General features: G+C 60.4%; 15 protein-coding genes. 9 read left to right on the top strand and 6 right to left on the bottom strand.

What is annotated here, in order from left to right:
• The first annotated feature begins 29 nt into the window (after positions 1 to 29).
• The 7 genes from AFK24_RS05415 to AFK24_RS05385 all read left to right on the top strand — a co-directional run bounded on the left by AFK24_RS05415 (position 30) and on the right by AFK24_RS05385 (position 10424).
• Positions 30 to 2084, top strand: a complete 2055-nt coding sequence (locus AFK24_RS05415; RefSeq protein ID WP_065832261.1) for a pyridoxamine 5'-phosphate oxidase family protein — start codon at positions 30 to 32, stop codon at positions 2082 to 2084.
• Between the two features lie 194 nt (positions 2085 to 2278).
• Positions 2279 to 5275: a xanthine dehydrogenase family protein molybdopterin-binding subunit gene (locus AFK24_RS05410; RefSeq protein ID WP_065832260.1), complete on the top strand. Its 2997-nt coding sequence runs from the start codon at positions 2279 to 2281 to the stop codon at positions 5273 to 5275.
• Complete coding sequence (locus tag AFK24_RS05405; RefSeq protein WP_065832259.1) at positions 5272 to 6078, top strand: FAD binding domain-containing protein; 807 nt, start codon at positions 5272 to 5274, stop codon at positions 6076 to 6078. The genes AFK24_RS05410 and AFK24_RS05405 overlap by 4 nt, the downstream gene beginning before the upstream one ends.
• A 2-nt stretch (positions 6079 to 6080) precedes the next feature.
• Positions 6081 to 6587, top strand: a complete 507-nt coding sequence (locus AFK24_RS05400) for a (2Fe-2S)-binding protein (RefSeq protein WP_065832258.1) — start codon at positions 6081 to 6083, stop codon at positions 6585 to 6587.
• Positions 6587 to 8125: an AMP-binding protein gene (locus AFK24_RS05395; RefSeq protein WP_065832257.1), complete on the top strand. Its 1539-nt coding sequence runs from the start codon at positions 6587 to 6589 to the stop codon at positions 8123 to 8125. Before AFK24_RS05400 ends, AFK24_RS05395 begins: the two co-directional genes overlap by 1 nt.
• A 19-nt stretch (positions 8126 to 8144) precedes the next feature.
• Positions 8145 to 8948 (top strand): enoyl-CoA hydratase/isomerase family protein, encoded by an 804-nt coding sequence (locus AFK24_RS05390; protein ID WP_065832256.1) that lies wholly within the window; start codon positions 8145 to 8147, stop codon positions 8946 to 8948.
• 114 nt (positions 8949 to 9062) lie between these two features.
• A complete protein-coding gene (locus tag AFK24_RS05385; protein WP_240500336.1) occupies positions 9063 to 10424 on the top strand; it encodes an MFS transporter in 1362 nt (453 codons plus the stop codon).
• Here the strand turns inward: AFK24_RS05385 and AFK24_RS05380 are convergent.
• Entirely contained in the window at positions 10417 to 11226 is an 810-nt protein-coding gene (locus AFK24_RS05380; RefSeq protein ID WP_065832255.1) for an alpha/beta fold hydrolase, read from the bottom strand. The genes AFK24_RS05385 and AFK24_RS05380 overlap by 8 nt on opposite strands.
• A 278-nt stretch (positions 11227 to 11504) precedes the next feature.
• Here AFK24_RS05380 and AFK24_RS05375 point away from each other — a divergent pair, with 278 nt between their 5' ends.
• Complete coding sequence (locus tag AFK24_RS05375) at positions 11505 to 12359, top strand: AraC family transcriptional regulator (protein ID WP_065832254.1); 855 nt, start codon at positions 11505 to 11507, stop codon at positions 12357 to 12359.
• Positions 12360 to 12492: 133 nt separating this feature from the next.
• On the top strand, positions 12493 to 13155 hold the full coding sequence (locus AFK24_RS05370) for an NADPH-dependent F420 reductase (RefSeq protein WP_065832253.1): 663 nt from the start codon (positions 12493 to 12495) through the stop codon (positions 13153 to 13155).
• Between the two features lie 57 nt (positions 13156 to 13212).
• Here AFK24_RS05370 and AFK24_RS05365 read toward each other — a convergent pair whose 3' ends face one another.
• The 5 genes from AFK24_RS05365 to AFK24_RS05345 form a co-directional block, all read right to left on the bottom strand.
• On the bottom strand, positions 13213 to 13644 hold the full coding sequence (locus AFK24_RS05365) for a hypothetical protein (RefSeq protein ID WP_065832252.1): 432 nt from the start codon (positions 13642 to 13644) through the stop codon (positions 13213 to 13215).
• Positions 13645 to 13779: 135 nt separating this feature from the next.
• Positions 13780 to 15288, bottom strand: coding sequence for a sensor domain-containing diguanylate cyclase (locus AFK24_RS05360; RefSeq protein WP_065832251.1), 1509 nt, complete (start codon positions 15286 to 15288; stop codon positions 13780 to 13782).
• A gap of 265 nt (positions 15289 to 15553) precedes the next feature.
• Complete coding sequence (locus tag AFK24_RS05355; protein ID WP_065832250.1) at positions 15554 to 16318, bottom strand: hypothetical protein; 765 nt, start codon at positions 16316 to 16318, stop codon at positions 15554 to 15556.
• A 75-nt stretch (positions 16319 to 16393) separates the two neighbouring features.
• Positions 16394 to 17221, bottom strand: a complete 828-nt coding sequence (locus AFK24_RS05350) for an amidohydrolase family protein (protein WP_065832249.1) — start codon at positions 17219 to 17221, stop codon at positions 16394 to 16396.
• The gene (locus AFK24_RS05345) at positions 17214 to 18242 is read right to left on the bottom strand and encodes an NAD(P)-dependent oxidoreductase (RefSeq protein WP_065832248.1); all 1029 of its coding nucleotides are present in this window, start codon (positions 18240 to 18242) and stop codon (positions 17214 to 17216) included. Before AFK24_RS05345 ends, AFK24_RS05350 begins: the two co-directional genes overlap by 8 nt.
• Positions 18243 to 18256: the final 14 nt, after the last annotated feature.

Genomic DNA, 18256 nt, shown 5'->3' with positions numbered 1-18256 from the left:
GCTCCGGCAGCCACAAGGAGTGCCCGTTCATGGAAACCCTCCCTAAACACCGCCGTTCGCCCTGGCATGCCGGTGAGCGCGCGCTGCAACAAAAGATCGGCGCATCGGACCGCATGGAGGCCGCCGGCCAGAAGTTCATCCGCGATTACCTCCCCGACCAGCATCGGGATTTCTATCACCAGCTGCCTTTCATGATCGTCGGCGCGGTGGATGCCGAGAATCGTCCCTGGGCGACTCTGATCGAGGGACCGGAAGGCTTTGTCTCCACCCCCGATCCGAAACACCTTAGCCTCGATATCGCGCCAGATCCGCAAGACCCGGCCGCATCTGGGCTGCAAACCGGCAATGCCATCGGCATGCTCGGCATCGAGCTGCACACGCGACGCAGAAATCGTATCAACGGGGTAATCACCCAGGCGTCGGAGCGAGGCCTGGAAATCGCCGTCGAACATGCGTTCGGCAACTGCCCGCAGTACATCCAGCGCCGCTCCTATACGCGACTTTCCAGTGTGGCCGTCAAGCCGCCACGCCAGGACCTCGCTTCGCTGGATCTGCGCGCTGTCGAGATGATCAATAACGCCGACACCTTCTTCGTCGCCAGCTACGTGGTGCACGACGACCAGCAGCGCTCGGTCGACGTCTCGCATCGCGGTGGGAGGCCTGGATTTATCAAGGTGCAAGGCAATCGTCTGGTCATCCCTGACTACGCCGGCAACCTGCACTTCAACACTCTGGGCAATCTGCAGCTCAACCCCAAGGCCGGTCTGCTGTTCGTCGACTTCAGCAACGGCGACGTGCTGCAGCTCAGCGGACGTACCGAGTTGATTTTGGAGAGTCCAATGATCAACGCTTTCGAGGGGGCCGAGCGCCTGTGGACCTTCGATGTGGAGCAGGTCGTGCATCGTCCGGGGGCGGTCTCGCTGCGTTGGCAGTTTCAGGAATTTGCGCCCACCAGCCTGATGACCGGCACATGGGCCGATGCCGACCAACGTCTGCGGGAAATCGAGCGACGTCGGCAATGGCATCAATGGCGCGTGGTGCGCGTGGAGCAGGAAGCCACGGACATCCGTTCGCTGTATATCGAAGCACTGGATGGCGCGGCGGTGACCTTTCTCCCTGGGCAACACATCCCGATTCGCATTCAGCCAAACGGCAGTGAAGTGCTGATCAGAACCTATAGCGTGTCCAGCGCCCCTTCCGATAACCATCTGCGCATCAGCGTCAAGGTCCAGGGCCCTGCCTCGCGCTATTTGCATGAGCAGCTGCACGTAGGCGACGTACTGGAAATTCGCCATCCGTTGGGCAGTTTTACCCTGAAGACCGACAGCGAAAGGCCCGTCGTGCTGATCGGCGCCGGCGTAGGTATTACGCCGTTGTTATCCATGGCAAGGGAGCTGGTGGCGCAGATCGACAAGCAGCAGCGGAGTCAGCCCGTCTACCTGTTTCAAGGCGGTAAAAGCCTGCACGACCTGCCCTTTCAAAACGAGCTCCAGCAACTCAAGCAGCGTGCATCAGGCCTCCTGCACCTGTGGCGCGCGTTGAGCAACGCTGGCGAGAGCGCGCAGTTGGGCGTGGATTTCGAGGTGCCGGGGCGCCTGACTCTCAAGCACATCAAAGCTAACCTGCTGCTCGACGACTACGACTTCTACCTGTGCGGCCCGGCAAGTTTTACCCAGGACATGTACGACGGTTTACGCAGCCTGAATATCCCTGACCTGCGTATCCATGCCGAAGCCTTTGGCCCCTCGACACTAGAGCGCCACGGCGATGCACAGCGACCAATCCTGATTCAGCCACCACCCGCCAGCGGGCCGGTGCCAGTGTACTTCGCAACCTCCGCCAAGGAAGCGCGCTGGACCCCGCAAGCCGGCAGTCTCCTGGAACTGGCGGAGAGCCGTGGCCTGAACCCCGACTTCAGTTGTCGCGGCGGGTCGTGCGGCACCTGCAGGACGCGGCGCATCAGCGGCCAGGTCCACTACCCCAACCCGCCGGCAGAACTGCCGGAAGACGATATGGTGCTGATCTGCTGCGCGGTGCCCGCAGAGAGCGAAAGCGGCATCCAGCCTCTGGTTCTGGATCTCTAGTGAGGAAATGACGTTTTGACTTGCCGCTGACGAAGTCCGTACTGACGACTATCAGACTCCAGGGCAAATTTTCCGACTCCCGCGCGGAACTCCGTCAGCCAAGGCAAGGCATTGTGCGGTCCCATTGTTCACACTCGGCTCTAAAGCAATCGCACGTTCAATGACTGCGATGCATAAAAACAAGAGCCCGGAACATGAACAGTCATCCGCCTGATACCCAAGCCAACACCGGTCATATCGGCGCCCGGCAAGCGCGTGTCGAAGATGCCGCCCTGCTGCGCGGTCTGGAGCGATATGCCGACGATGCGGCCATCCCGCCCGGTACCTTGCATGCGGCAATCGTCCGCTCGCCCCATGCCCATGCCCGTATTACCGCCATCGATTTCACCACCGCGCTGACCATGAAAGGCGTCCATGGCGTACTGGTCGGCGAAGACGTCAAACGCTGGGCGCTGCCGTTTCCGGTTGGCGTGCGTCAACCCATGGAGCATTGGTGCATTGCTGTCGACAAGGTGCGGTACGTCGGCGAGCCGGTTGCGGTGGTGATTGCCGAGAATCGTTATCTGGCCGAGGACGCCATCGAAGCGGTGCGCGTTGATTATGAGCCGCTGCCGCCGATCATCGATCCCGAGGCAGCGACCGGTGAACAGGCGCCGTTGCTCCACGAAGCTGTCGGGAGCAACGTTGTCAACGAACGTCATTTTCGCTACGGCGAGCCCGAACAGGCTTTCGAGTCCGCAGCCCATCGAATCTCGCTGAAGATTCAGTATCCGCGCAGCTCCTGTACGCCAATCGAATGTTATGTGGTCCTCGCGCAATTTGAGCGCACCACAGGCGTGTATGACGTCATGGCCAATTTCCAGGGTCCGTACGCGCTGCATACGGTAATGGCCCGAGCCTTGAACGTGCCCGGCAATCGTCTGCGTCTGCGCACCCCCAAGGACTCCGGTGGCAGCTTCGGCATCAAGCAGGGAGTCTTTCCCTATGTGGTGATGATGGGCCTGGCCGCTCGCAAGGTCGGTGCGCCGGTGAAGTGGGTCGAGGATCGTCTGGAACACTTGCAGGGCGCTTCATCTGCCACCAACCGCGTCACTGAAATCGAAGCGGCGGTGGACGCCGATGGTCGGGTGACTGCCTTGCGCTATGACCAGATTGATGACTGCGGAGCCTACCTGCGCGCCCCGGAACCGGCCACGTTCTATCGCATGCACGGCAACCTAACCGGGGCCTACGCCGTACGCAATCTGCTGGTCCGCAACCGGGTGGTACTGACCAACAAAACCCCTACCGGCCTGAACCGTGGTTTCGGTGGGCCACAAGTCTATTTCGCCCTGGAGCGACTGATGCAGCACATCGCCGTGCAGCTCAAGCTCGATCCTCTGGAAGTGATTCGCCGCAATCTGGTGCCTGCCGACGCCTTCCCCTACCGGGCCGCAGCCGGCGCGTTGCTGGATTCCGGCGATTACCAGGCGGGCATCGCCCTGGCGGTCAACGATGGCGGGCTGGCCGAACTGATCCAGCGCCGCGCCAAGGCGCGCGCCGAAGGCCGGATCTACGGCATCGGCTATGCCGCTGTGGTCGAACCGTCGATATCCAACATGGGCTACATCACCACCGCCATGACCGTTGAAGAGCGCGGCAAGGCCGGTCCGAAAAACGGTGCGGTGAGCACCGCCACCATCACGGTCGGGCCGCTGGGTGACGTGACGGTGCATGTGTCCTCCACGCCTCAGGGCCAGGGCCATCAGACCGCCGTCGCACAAGTGGTGGCCGAAGTGCTGGGCGTGACCCTGGAATCGATCATCGTCAACGTCGAGCTCGACACCCAGAAAGACGCCTGGTCGATTGCCTCGGGCAACTACTCCAGTCGCTTTGCCGGGGCCGTGGCCGGCGTGGTGTATCAGGCGGCAATCAAGATCCGTGATCGTCTGGCCAGGCTTGCCGCCGTGCAACTCAAGGTTGACGCCCAGGACGTGCGCTTTGCCGGTGGCAAGGTCTTCGTGGTGGACGGTCCTGGCGCGCCCTTTCACCGGATCGCCGGTGCAGCGCACTGGGCACCGGGCTTGCTGCCTGAGGGTGAGTCCGGCGGCATGCGTGAAACGGCATTCTGGTCGCCGCCGCAGTTGACCGCGCCAGATGACGCGGACCTGGTCAACAGCTCACTGTGCTACGGGTTCGTCTTCGATATCTGCGCCCTGGAAATCGATCCGGTCACCGGCGCCATCCATATCGATCGCTACATCACCAGTCACGACGCCGGACGCATGCTCAACCCCGACCTGGTGGACGGCCAGATCCGTGGCGGTTTCACCCAGGGGCTGGGCGCCGCACTGATGGAAGAATTCGCCTACGGCGCCGATGGCAGTTTCCTGTCCGGCACCTTCGCCGACTATCTGGTGCCCACCGCCCCGGAAGTCATCGAGCCGCTGATCCTGCACATGGAAACGCCCTCGCCCTTCACCCCGTTGGGGGCCAAGGGCGTCGGCGAAGGCAACAACATGAGCACGCCGGTGTGCATCGCCAATGCCGTGGCCGATGCGTTGGGTCGTGACGACATCCGCCTGCCGCTGACACCGTCACGGGTGCGCACCCTGATCGGCATCGACGAGCCACCGCGGCCCGCAGGCATGGAACAGGACGACAGCTTCCCGGCCGAACCCGCCGGTGGCTCGGCCCTGCGCGCCAGCGATTCGGTGGTGATTCCCGCCACGCCGCAACAGGTATTCGACACCCTGCTGGATCCGCAAACCCTCAAGGCGATCATTCCCGGCTGCCATGCACTGGAACTGGAAGGCGAAAACCGCTACAGCGCCGATGTCACGGTGGGCGTCGGCATGATTCGTGCGCGTTTCGAGGCCAAGGTGGCCCTCAGTGATCTGGACCCGCCGCACTCCCTGCGCCTGTCCGGCTCGGGCAACAGCTCGATGGGATCGGCCATCGGCCACGCCAAAGTGCGTTTCGTCGAACTGGAAAATGGCCAGACAAGCCTTGAATACCACTATCAGGTTTCGGTCAGCGGCAAGGTCGCAGCGGTGGGCGGACGCATGCTGCAAGGTGCTTCGAAAGTCATCATCGGTCAGATATTCACCCGTCTTTCCCAGCGGGTCACCGGCCAGGCAATCAGCGACAGCTGGTGGACTCGCTTGAAAGCCACCCTTTCCGCGCTGTTGGGCAAGGGAGGTGCGCAATGAAGCCGGCCTCGTTCGACTACGTACGCGCCAGCAGCCGTAGCGAGGTGCTCGATCTGCTCGCCGAATATGGCCAGGAGGCCCGAATCATTGCCGGCGGCCAGTCGCTGATGGCGGTGCTGAACATGCGCCTGGCCCAGCCAAAACTGCTGATCGACATCAACCACGTGCCAGACCTTAACTTCATCGAGCGGCGCCAGGATTGCCTGGCGGTGGGCGCAGCGGTACGCCAGGCGCAATTGCTGGAGCGCCCGTCATTAACCGATGAAGTGCCGCTGCTGGCCCTGGCCATGCCGTGGATCGGGCATTTCCAGACCCGCAATCGCGGCACCGTCTGCGGGTCCGTCGCCCACGCCGACCCCAGCGCCGAATTGCCGTTGTGTCTGGTCACCCTGGGCGGGGAAATCATTCTGCAATCGAAAAAAGGTCAGCGCAGCGTCAAAGCCAGCGAGTTCTTCCAGGGAATCCTGACTACCGACAAGCGTGCCGACGAGCTGGTGGTCGAGGTGCGCTTCCCCCTCAAGCGTGAAGGAATTACCTACCGTTTCCAGGAAATCGCCATGCGTCACGGTGATTTCGCCATGGTCGCCCTGGCGGCGGCGATAGGTGAGGAACAAGTGGAATTCGGCATCGGTGGCGTCAGCGACCGGCCGCAGCATCGACGCCTGGCCCGTGGCGCGACGCTCAAGGATGCATTGAACGAAGTGGCCTGGTCGCTGGACGCTCAGGACGATGTACACGCCAGCGCTGCCTATCGTCGGCAACTGGTTCGCGAATTGGGGCAGCGCCTCATTGAAGGAGTCTGATCATGCGCGTCAATGCCGACCAAGCCTTTCTCATCAACCTGAAACTCAACGGCCGCGACCGTCAAGCAAGCACCGAACCACGCACCCAATTGTGTGATTTCCTGCGCCACGATCTGGGCGCTACCGGCGTGCACGTGGGCTGTGAACATGGTGTCTGCGGTGCCTGCACTGTGCTGGTGGACGGCGTGGCCATGCGCTCGTGCCTGATGCTGGCGGTGCAGAGCCATGAGCGACGCATTGATACCGTGGAATCGCTGGCCGAGGACGATGTGCTCAGCGATCTGCAGCAGGCATTCCGCCGTCATCACGCCCTGCAGTGCGGCTTTTGCACGGCGGGCATTCTCATGTCCTGCGTGGACTTCCTCGAACGGGTACCCGCCCCCGACGAGACCCAGGTTCGCGACATGCTGTCCGGGCATCTGTGCCGTTGCACCGGCTACACCGGCATGGTCCGGGCTGTTCTTGAAGTGGCATCACAACGTCAAACGAACCAGGAGGTAAAACAATAATGTTCGATCTCGGACGCAGCTTCCTCGCTGCCGTCGAACGCCGTCCCGATGCAGTGGCGGTCAGCGATGCAGCCCTGAAAAAAACCTACCAGCAGTGGTTCATCGATATTCAACGTGCCGCCCACGGCCTGGAACGCCTGGGTCTGAAACGCGGTGACCGGATGCTGGTGGCGATGCAAAACCGCTGGCAGATGGCGACCCTGCACTGGGCTTGCCAATTCGCCGGGATCGTCGTGACCCCGCTGAACTGGCGCTCCACTGGCGAAGAACTGACCCATTGCATCACCGATGCGCAGGTCAAGGCCATCGCCTATGACGACGCCACCGCTGCGGCGCTAGCCGCCTGTCCCTGCGCCACCGCCCTGCCGCGTATTGCCAGTGGCGAGCGTGTGGCAGCGGGTGACCTGAGCTTCGAGGAGCTATGTGCGCAAGCCCCGGCATCCACCATCCTGCGCGCCACGGCCGAGGACTTTTCCCTGCTGCTCTATACCTCCGGGACCACCAGCAAGCCCAAGGGCGTACCACGCCGCCACCGTGCCGAGCGTGCGGCAGCCGTGGCCCATGTAGCGCAGAATCTGTACCGGCATGACGAATGCACGCTGGGCGTGATGCCCCTGTATCACACCATGGGCGTGCGCTCGCTGCTGTCCATGGCCTTGATCGACGGACATTTCGTCTGTGTGCCGCGCTTCGATGCGGAGGCAACCCTGCAAGCCATCGAGCAGCAGCAGGTGAGCAACCTGTACCTGGTGCCGACCCTGTTTCATATGCTCATCGAGCATCCGGGCTTTCGCAAGGAACGGGTCGCCAGCGTGAAAAAAATCGGCTTTGCCGGTGCGCCCATGAGTGACGGATTGATGAAGCGCGTCGAGCAGGCGTTCGAGCCGGAATTGTTCGTCAATCATTACGGCTGTTCGGAAATCTACACTTTCACCATCGACCAGCACGCCCATCACAAACCGGGTTCTTCCGGTCGGGGTGCGCTCAATCAGCGCATCCGCATCGTGCCAATGGATACCACAGATCCGAGCATCGCGACCCGCCAGGGTGAGGAAGGCCAGATCATTGCCGACCTGGCCAGCGACGAAGCCTTCGAGGGCTATCTGAACCGCCCGGATGCCACAGCCAAGGCGCTGCATGATGGCTGGTACTTCACCGGTGATATCGGCTACTTCGATGCAGACGGCGACCTTTTCGTCACTGGCCGGGTCGACGACCTGATCATCACCGGCGGCGAAAATGTCAGCCCGGTGGAAATCGAAAGCCTGCTGTCTCTGCACCCCGCCGTTGAAGAAGTTGTGGTGGTCGGTCTGCCGGACGAGCAGTGGGGCAAGATCATCGCCGCCTTCATCAAGCTGCGCTGCGCCGTCAGCCAGGCCGAACTCGATGCGCACTGCATCGCCTCGGGGCTGGCCAAATTCAAGCGTCCGCGTCATTACCAGTTTATCGATCAAATCCCGAAATCGCCGGTCGGCAAGGTGTTGCGTCGCGTGCTGCTCGAAGAGCATCAGGCAAAAACCTTGAAGACCGCGTGCTAATCCCCAGGAGGACATTCACATGCAACTGCAATCGATCCAGCAATTTCTCGACACCGAGTTCGATGGCTTCCAGGTCGTGGTCGACACGGCCCGGCAGCGCGCCGACATCATTCTCAACCGCCCACCGCTGAACGTGATCGCCATGCCCCAGCGCGATGTGCTACGCCAGGTGTTCGAGGCCCTCGATGAACATCCGGGAGTCCGGGTTATCGTGCTGCGCGCGGAAGGTGAGCACTTTTCCAGTGGCGGTGATATCAAGGGCTTTCTTGAGGCCTCGCCGGAGCATGTCTCCAAGCTGGCCTGGAATGTGGCAGCGCCCGCCCGCTGCGAGAAGCCGGTGATTGTCGCCAATCGCGGCTACACCTTTGGCGTAGGCTTCGAGCTGTCCCTGGCCTGTGATTTCCGCGTCGCCTCGGAGACCACCCGCTACGCACTGCCGGAACAGAACCTGGGGCAGATTCCCGGCTCGGGTGGCTCTGCCCGCCTGCAGAAAATGATCGGCATCACCCGCACCAAGCACATGGTCATGCGTGCCAAGCGCATCAGCGGGCAACAGGCCTACAACTGGGGTATCGCCACAGAATGTGTCCCGGACAACGAGCTGGAAAACACTGTCGACGCTCTGGTGGAAGAACTGTGCCGCTTCTCGCCCCTGGCCCAGCGCACCGCCAAGCGTCTGATCAACGACAACGAAAACTCGCCGCTGACCGTGGCCATCGAGATGGAAGGCCATTGCTACAGCCGCCTGCGCAGCTCCCAGGATTTCAAGGAAGGCGTCGAGGCGTTTCATGGCAAACGAGCGGCCGTGTTCAAGGGCGAATGACAGATCCTGCGCGGGCGATACCGGTGCAGCAGCGAGGCTGCTGCACCGCCCTCTTCACCAGTGCTTGTTTGAGCATGTTTCTCCCTGATAACTATAAAAATCGGAGTCACTGTCATGGCAACAATCGATACCAGCACCACGACGCACTCAACCGCCTCCCCGCCGGACGCTCCCGCCGCAGGCTATCTGCCCGCACGCAAGGCATTGCTGGCAGGCTTCGCTTCGACATTCGGCTGGGCGCTGGACCTGTTTGACCTGTTCATCCTGCTGTACGTAGCGCCCATCATCGGCCGACTGTTTTTCCCGTCGGACACGCCAACCCTTTCCCTGGCCGCCGTCTACGCATCGTTTGCAGTGGCGCTGCTGGTGCGTCCGCTGGGCTCGGCGATCTTTGGTGCCTATGCAGACAAGCACGGGCGCAAGCGCGCGCTGATGGTGTCGATGGTGGGCGTCGGCATTTCCACGGCGCTGTTCGGCGTGCTGCCAACCCTGGCCCAGGTCGGCGTCATTGCGCCGGTGCTGTTTTTGATCCTGCGGATCGTGCAGGGAATTTTCGTCGGCGGCATCGTGGCCTCGACTCACACCATTGGCACCGAATCCATCTCGCCGCGCTACCGGGGCCTGATGTCCGGCCTGATTGGCGGCGCCGGGGCCGGCATGGGTTCGTTGCTGGCATCGTTCGCCTACCTGGTGCTTTCCGAAGTCTTTCCCGGCGCCGAATTCGATGTGTGGGGCTGGCGCTGCATGTTTTTCTGCGGGCTGATCAGCACCGTGTTCGGCCTGCTGATGTTTCGCTTTCTGGAGGAGACGCCGGTATGGCGCCAACTGCAGGAAACGCGCAAGAACTCCCCGGCGAAACCGACGCAGTCTCCGCTCAAGCGCCTGTTCGGCATGGAATACCGCAAGGTCATGCTGATCAACCTGCTGATCACCTTTGGTGGCGGCGCCACCTATTACCTGGCCTGCGGTTACTTGCCGACGCTGCTCAACGTGGTCGCCAAAGTTCCCCACACCGAGACGTCACAACTGTTGATGTACGGCTCGCTGAGCACCATCGTCGGCTCACTCGTGTTCGGCTATGTCAGCGACCTGATAGGTCGAAAAAAGACCTTCATTGTTCTGGGCGTGCTCAATCTTGTCGGCCTGCCGCTGATGTTTCTTCACGTCGCCGAGCCCGGCTCGCTGCTGCGAACCGCGCTGTATTGCTCGGGCATCGCCTTCATGGGTGGGGCGATCATTGCGCCGATCCTGATCTTCCTCAACGAACGCTTTGCGACCGAGCTGCGCGCCAGCGGCACCGGGCTGTCGTGGAATATCGGCTTCGCCCTGGGCGGGACCATGCCGACCTTCGTTTCCCTGGCCAGCAGCAGCCCGGCACAGATTCCTCAGGTGCTGGCGATTTTCGCCGTCGTGCTGTCACTCATCTATCTGGTCGGTAGCCTGGTGGTGCCGGAAACCAAGGGCAACTTCAATTGAAGGCTGGGAAATCCGGCAACGCCAGAACGAAGTCGCTGATCAGCTGCAAGGTCTGCTCGGTGGCTTCGCGCTGGGGAAAGTGCTGGCAATCGTCCAGCAGGACACAGCGACACGCTGCGCCCACATGACGTTCGATGACCGCCAACTGCTCGGCCGTGGCGTATTGATCGTCACGGCCCTGGATAACCAGCAAGGGCCGGGTAATGTCCTTGAGCCGCGCCACCAGCGGGTCAAGGCTGAAATCCGGGTGCAGCCAGCTATCGCTCCAGCCATGGAATGCGCCAGGTGTGTTATCACCATGGTGACGCGTCAGTTGCTCCCGCAACGAGCCTGTATGCCACAGCGCGGTGGTCTGGCGCACGCCCGCGAGGGTTTGCGCTTCGACCAGCACGTGGGGAGCCAGGGCGATGCTGCCCCGCACCCGGGGATCATTGAGCGCGGCGTAAGACAACACAATGGACGCCCCATCGCTATGGCCCAGCAAAACTACATCGTGCAGCGCCAATGCATCCAGCAGACGGGCCAGTTCCGCCGGACCGTCATGGCTCAGATAGTCAAGGCCGCGAGGCAGCGTCACCGGGCTGGATCGACCGTAACCCTGGCGACTGTAGACCAGTACCCCGCAACCGGTGGCGCTGCGCAACCGCTCGGGGAAGTCGCGCCACTGAGCAGCGCAGCCCAGGCCTTCGTGCAGCAGCACCAGAGTCGGTCGTCCGGCAAGGATTCCTGGCAGGTGCCGGTATTCAAGGTAGATCTCGCCGAGCGCAAGGCGGTCGGTATTGGCAACGGATTCACAAGACATGAGGAAACTGACACTGAAAACGAGACCCGAAGATTACCGCAGTCGCTTTGGATCAGGTGAACCGGCATGCAACTTCCGGGCGTGCAGGCCATTGAGCAGAAGATCGCCCTGCCAACCAAATCTGTCTGGACGCGGGCCTTGGTCTACGGGATATTAAACCTTGGCCGAGCTGTAGAACTGCGATGATCAGCGCCACGCCAGACAGAACAACGACTGCCCTACTCCTTCGGTGCAGCCGCAAAATAACAGCCGCTTCGAGCGAGCGAGGGAGTTACCCAATGTCGATTGCCCAACGAGTGTTTCACGGAAAGTTTGGCCGTGTCGCGTTGCTCAACATGGATCGGGCCTTGGTGACTCACACCCATTCCGAATGCCACGTGCTGGTCAAGGTTTCCGGGGAGGACACCTACTTCAATGTCAATGGACGCCGAGTCCCCCTGGCGGACCGCAGCGCAGTGCTGGTCAATGCCTGGGAGCCGCATTTCTATGACCCGCAACCCGGGGCCGGCAATACCCTGATCCTGGCGCTGTACATCGAACCGGCATGGCTGGCCACCGCCCAGCAATCGCTGGCGCTGAGCGCACGGCCGGACTTCTTCCCGCATCCGTGTATCGACCTGTCGCTGCAGATCCGCACCCTGGCCGATATCCTGATTGCCGAGATGCACGGCTACGGGTTGGTGCCCAAGGAGCGCATCGAGTTCCTGCTGTTCGACTTCCTGATCCAGTTGATCGAAGACTTTTCCCAGTGGCGGCAACTATGGCGCCAGGGTGCGCCGAGCCATGGTGAGTTTCGCGACGCACGCATCCGCCGTGGTACGGCTTACTTGCTCGAACATCTTGAAGAACCCGACCTGATCGACAATGCGGCGCGTGCCAGTGGATTGTCCAGAGCGCACTTCTTCGCACTGTTCAAGAAAGATACCGGCATGACGCCGACCCTGATGGTCAACGACGCCCGCATGCGCCGCGCGTTCACCTGGCTGGAGCGCGAGCGTAGCGGCACTCTCGGGCTGCTGTCGGACAGTCTCGGGTTCTCTGAGCAAGGCCATTTCACCCGCTTCTTTCGCCAGCACATCGGCGCTTCACCGAGCCAATACCAGCGCGTGGTGGACAGCTACGCCAGCAGTTGATGTGCCCCGCCCGCTACGATGCGCGATCCAGCATTCAACACTCCTGGTAGCGAGACTCAGTAACCGATGACTATTTATCCATGCCGGGTGGGCAATCATCATCGTTGCTCCTTACCAACAGCGGAGCAACGACATGCGTATCGGAATCATTGGAGCAGGTTTCATCGGGCGTGCAGTGGCGCAATTGGTTATCGCGGCAGGACACGAGGCGATGCTCAGCAACTCCCGTGGGCCACAGACGCTGAGCAGCGTGGTCAGTGACATTCCTGGCAGTCAGGCTGGCACTATCGAGGACGCGGCAAACTTTGGCGAAGTTATACTCGTGGCCATTCCCTTTGAGCACTACAGAAGCATTCCAGCCGACTGGCTAAAAGGCAAAATCGTGCTGGATGCCAACAACTACTACCCGGAACGCGACGGTCATATCGCCGCTCTCGACCGATTCGAAACCACCACCAGCCGCCTGCTCGCCGGGCATCTGCCCCACTCCCGGGTGGTCAAGGTGTTCAATGCGATCCTCGCCGATGACCTACTACAGCACTCACGTCCGAAAGCAGCACCCGACCGCCGCGCATTGCCTGTAGCGGCGGATGATCCGGCGGCGAAGACGCTGGTGATCAAGTTGCTGGACGACCTTGGATTCGACTCGGTAGACGCGGGTAGCCTGGATGAAAGCTGGCGATTCGAACGCGCTAAACCCGCCTACTGCATCCCGCTGAATAAGGAGGGCCTGAAGGTCGCGCTGGCTGCGGCCCAGCGGCAGGTCGAATTGCCCCACGGATCATGGCGCCACTGAAGATCGGACAATCGACTGGATCCAGACAACACCGGGGGCTGACGTAGACATGGCGGACTAGGCCAGTCGCCCCCACGTCTGAACCAGCCCGACAAGATGGGCAACACCGAAAACGATGCAGACCGCCGAGCTGATCACAATGAATCGGCTGCTTCGGCCGGTATCTTTCAGCAGCAAAGGCCCGGCGAAACCGCGTAGCAGATAGATGAGTGTAATGACGCTCAGCGCTGGGCGCAGCAGCGGTAATGGGCGAATCACCGCCGCGCCGGACAAGGCGTAGGCAGCCCAGACCATCAGGACCAGCGCGATTCCAATCGTGATTATTGCCGGAAATGCTCTTCCCGCCTCCGCCGCGCGAATAAAGCGTTTGCCCGCGCCGGCAAGCCGGTACCCGGCAGGGCCCGCAATGACAACCCCCACATGTAAAACGGCAGCCCCGGCGCTAAATGCTGCACTGATGATCAGTGCCAGATTGTATTCGTCGCCCACGTGGTTCTCCTTCCCTGGATAGCCGAGACAGGTGCATCTCGGAAGCGACTCACATCGCCATTAACCCGGGATTGTAGACATCCTCAACCGATGTGCAGCCAGGTCCGAAGCTTTTATTGCGCCTCGCCAGTAGTATCAACCATCAACCATCAACCGATTACGACCGGCTGCCTTCGCTCTATACAGGGCCTGGTCTGCTGCTTCGATCAGTTCAAGTTGTCGGCCCAGGAGCTGCGCCCCCGGCTTGGACGCCACACCAATACTGGCCGTAACCCTTTCGAATGGGCTTTCACCATGCAGAATGTTTAGATCCATTAGCGTCTGCAGAATATGCTCTGCAACAATAATGGCGCCTGTAAGATCAGTGTTTGGCAGGATGACAGCCAGTTCTTCGCCGCCATAACGCGCGACGAAATCCGAAGGGCGCTTCAGGCAACATCTGATTGCCTCGCTTACCGCCTTAATGCACTCATCACCGGCGACATGTCCATAAGTATCATTAAAACGTTTGAAATGATCGATATCAATCATCAACAGCGCAAGCATGCTGCCTTCACGGTGGGCACGATTTGTTTCGGAGGCCAACGTTTCGTCAAAGGTTCTGCGGTTGGCGATGCCTGTCAGTTGATCTCTGGAAGCAAGCACTTTAAGTTGTTTGTTGATTTCAAGAAGCGCCTCACGGGCCTCCGTCAAATCAGATTCAGCCTCGATCCTGCGTTTAATATCTTTAATCAAAAGCCAACCGATGCCGCTTACAGCAAACAGCAAGACCAACACCACTCCAGCTGAAAGTAGAGACTCGCTCCGCCATGCGGTCAGTGCCTCGCTCTTTCCGATTGCCACAGTCGTCACCAGCGGCAGACTCTCATTTCGACGGAATGCATAGAGCCGCTCTACACCATCGAGACTGGAAACATAAGATGCAGTTCCAACCGAACGATCGACCAGGTACCGCGTATATAACGGCGAGGTGGAGAAGTTGCGCTCCATGTCCTGCTCTCTAAATGGATAACGCACCAGCATCTGGCCATCCGTATACGTCAACCCGATGGCACCATCCTGTCCTACATCGATTTTTCCGAACAAGTCCAGGAAGTTTCTGATCCCCAAAGTGACAGCCACTACACCTGCGAACTGACCTTGTCGATTGTCAATGCGTCTGCTGACGGTAATGACCCAGTTATGCGTAGAGCGACTGCGAATGGGCGGACCGATAAAGGCCTCCCTTGATGGGTCATTTTGATGATGGATGAAAAACGCCCGATCACTGCTATTGGCAAACGGTGCCTTTTCTTCACCGGTGGATGCCATGAGCCATTCGCCATTTTGGCCATAAATAGTAATACCATTAACTTGGGCTAGCAGATATTGTTGTTCGCTCACCAACTTGCGAATGCGTTCGATTTGCGCCACATCAATTTTTTCGTTCTCCAAGCGCTCTACCAGGCCAAGCAATAGCATCGAACTCTGTTTGATAACGCTCTCAGAGTAGGTATCCAGAGCCTGGGTCAGGTTGAGGCTATTGACTTTCACCTCATTAAGCGCGCGTTCTCTGGACGCCCATACCGTCCACGCGGTCAGTAACGCCAAGGAGAAACAAACGACAAAAACGAGAGTGACAGCAAGACGGATACCATTTTTCAAGTGCGCACCTGACGGAAAGTTCTACATCCAAGTTGAACCGAGCCTGTTACCCGACCGCAGCCAGGTGAGAGCGCGAGCATATTACGTTACCTGTAGCGGTCCGTTGCTGAAAAATACTACAACTACTGTCGTCCATTAGTTGAAAAGACATGCAACGTGCGAGATGCAGAGACAGTAGCCCATTACGAAGCGCTGATCTCCGGCTTGATTGTGGATGACCACCAAAGTCTGGCGCTTTTTCTTCGGGCTTGATTGCCGCGCCTTGTTACCGTCTAGCCAACAACCTTGCCAACACGAAAGTTGCCACGACAGCCAGCACGACGGCGGTAGTGATAGACGCAAACGCGCCCCACTGCAGAATTGAGCTTTTGAGGGTCAGGTAGAACCCCACCACGCCAACAGCGCCAATGGCGTTGCCTCGGACGATTGCACTCAGTTCGTGGCGCCCGCCCTGGACGTGGGCGAACACTGCAAGCGGCCAGGCGATCACCGGGATCGGCGCCAGCAGCCCACTGAACAGCGGCCCGAGCCACTTTGCGCTTGCGGTAATAGCCAAGAGCAGCAGTGTGGCCGTCAACATTCGCATCGGGATGACCCAACGCGGCACCGGGACATAGGGCGCGGCGCTGGTCTGCGCTTGTTTCGAGGTGGCAACTATTATAAGGATGACTAGCAGCAGCGTAGCAATGACGGACAGTGCCAGCAATCCCAAACGGCTCATCAACAAGGCAGTTGCAGCGTAAAACACCACGGCCGCAATGCAGCCAGGCAACGCCGAAACTCTCAGGGTCACCAGGAGGTAAAACAAATAAGTCGCCTGGATCGCCGCCAGCCCGGCCAATGCCCCTGGTACTGCCGCCGACGCAAATGCCGCTCCCTGCTCAAGGCTGAGAAACAGCATGACCAGCGCCGAAGTGATGGGCAGTCCCGATAGAAGCCCGCCGATTTGCGTGCCCCAACGCTTGGCAGCCAACGAGATAGCCAGCATCAGCGCGGGTGTGATGAATAACTTGAGGTAGAAGGCAGTCATGGAGAGGTACGTCAAAGCTAAAGGTCTGGAGGAGCCTATAGTTTTCAAGCGCTGTTTGCCTGACGAATTGGTTCGCTATAGCGGTTTGAATCCATACAACCTGGCTGGATTGTCCACCAGAATCCGGCGTCGAACGTTGTCATCAAGTGCCCACTCACTGAGCAAATCCAGCATGGCCAGGTCATCGGGCGCGGGGCTGCGGCCCGGATGTGGCCAATTGCTTGCCCAAAGACAGCGTTCAGGAAATGCCTGGACCAATGTTCGCGCCAGCACGCTCACGTCGTCGTAATGCGGCGGTCCTGACTTCGACGTCTCGTAGGGCGCGGACACTTTGACCCAGACCTTGCCCGAATCCAGCAGGCTCAACAGGCTTTTGAATCCTGCGTGATCAATGCCGACCGGCTCGAGAAACTTGCCGGTGTGGTCGATGCTCACCAGACTTGGCAATGCGCGGATACGCGCCTCGAAGTCGTGCAATTGTCGACCGTCGACCTGAAGATTGATCACCCAACCCAGCTCGGCGATCCGCGCGGATATCGGCTCCAGCGCGTCCCAACCCAAGGCTCCCGACGCATCGGGAATCAGCATGAAGCGCACGCCGCGCACGCCCGCGCTGTGGAGCCTGGCCAAGGCTTCGTCGCTGGTTTCGGGCGCAATGACAGCGATTGCCCGCGCAGCGTCCCCCGCTTGCGCCAAGGCATCAAGCAGGCAACCCATATCGAAACCGTAGCCATTGGCCTGGACCAGTAACGCACGCTCCAGACCCAGACGCCGCTGCACATGCTGGTAATCACTCCAGCTCGCGCGGGCGATGCGTTGTTTCAAGGGAAAACGTTCAGGCTCGTAAATATGCACGTGGCAATCGCAAGCGCCCGGCATCGGGCTCAAAGATGATTCACTCATGGGACAGCTCCACGCTTGGGTTGCTTTTCACGCCGAACAGGCGCGAGGCCCGGCTGGCGTGTTCGAGGTTGACTGCATCGGAGGGGACTTTGCCGGCCAGCAATGCCTGGACCTGGCGAACGGTGTCCATCGCCTGATGCTCGCTGGCCTGGGGGGTAAGGCCGCCAATGTGCGGGTTGGCGATGACTTTCGGGTGAGCCGCGATTGCCGGTGTCGGCATCTGATCTTCGGCGCGTCCAACATCCAGCGCGCAACCGGCGATGACCTGCTCGTCGAGGGCGGCGACCAGCGCTTGCTCATCGACCAGTTCGCCACGGGATGCATTGATGAAAAACGCGTGGGGCTGCATGGTCTGGAATGCCCAGCGGCCGAACAGGTTCGCGGTTTCAGGGGTGGCCGGCGCCAGGCAGACGACGTAGTCAGAGGCCGCTGTCACCTCTGCGAACGACGCCTGTCTGATCCCCGGTTCATGGGCCGAGACAAATGGATCGCAGATCAGCACATTCATTTCAAAAGCGCGTGCCATGGTTGCCAGTTTCCTGCCGATAAAACCGTAGCCGACGATGCCCAGGGTCGAGCCGCGCAGTTCCCGGCCCATGGTGACTGCGGGGATCTTGCCTTGCCAGTAACCAGCAGCGGCGCGACTGATACCGCGACTCAGATCGATCATCACGCCCATGACCCATTCGCTTACCGAAGTATCGAAACCGGGGGTGGCGCGGGTCACCAGCACGCCATGGGCACTCGCGGCCTCGACGTCGATATTGCGGATATCCACCGCCACCCGACAAAACGCCGCCAGGCCCGGCAATTGTTCGAACAACTGCGCGGGTGCAGCCGTTTCGCGACTGGACACTATGATCTGGCACCCTTGCGCCGCCTCAATCAACTCGTCAACCTGCAACAGGTGACGCGAAGTATTGAGCTTGACCGTGGCGCACTCGCGTAATTGGTCAAGTGCACGCTTGCTGTAATAGTTTTCCAGGGTTTGAGGTGAGTGCGTCAGGAATATCTTGGTCATGTCATTCAGTCCCT

Origin of the sequence: Pseudomonas syringae, from assembly GCF_001698815.1 — a bacterium.
GTDB lineage: Bacteria > Pseudomonadota > Gammaproteobacteria > Pseudomonadales > Pseudomonadaceae > Aquipseudomonas > Aquipseudomonas syringae_A.
The sequence above is the reverse complement of the archived record's forward strand: the minus strand, read 5'-3'. Positions and strand labels throughout refer to the sequence as shown.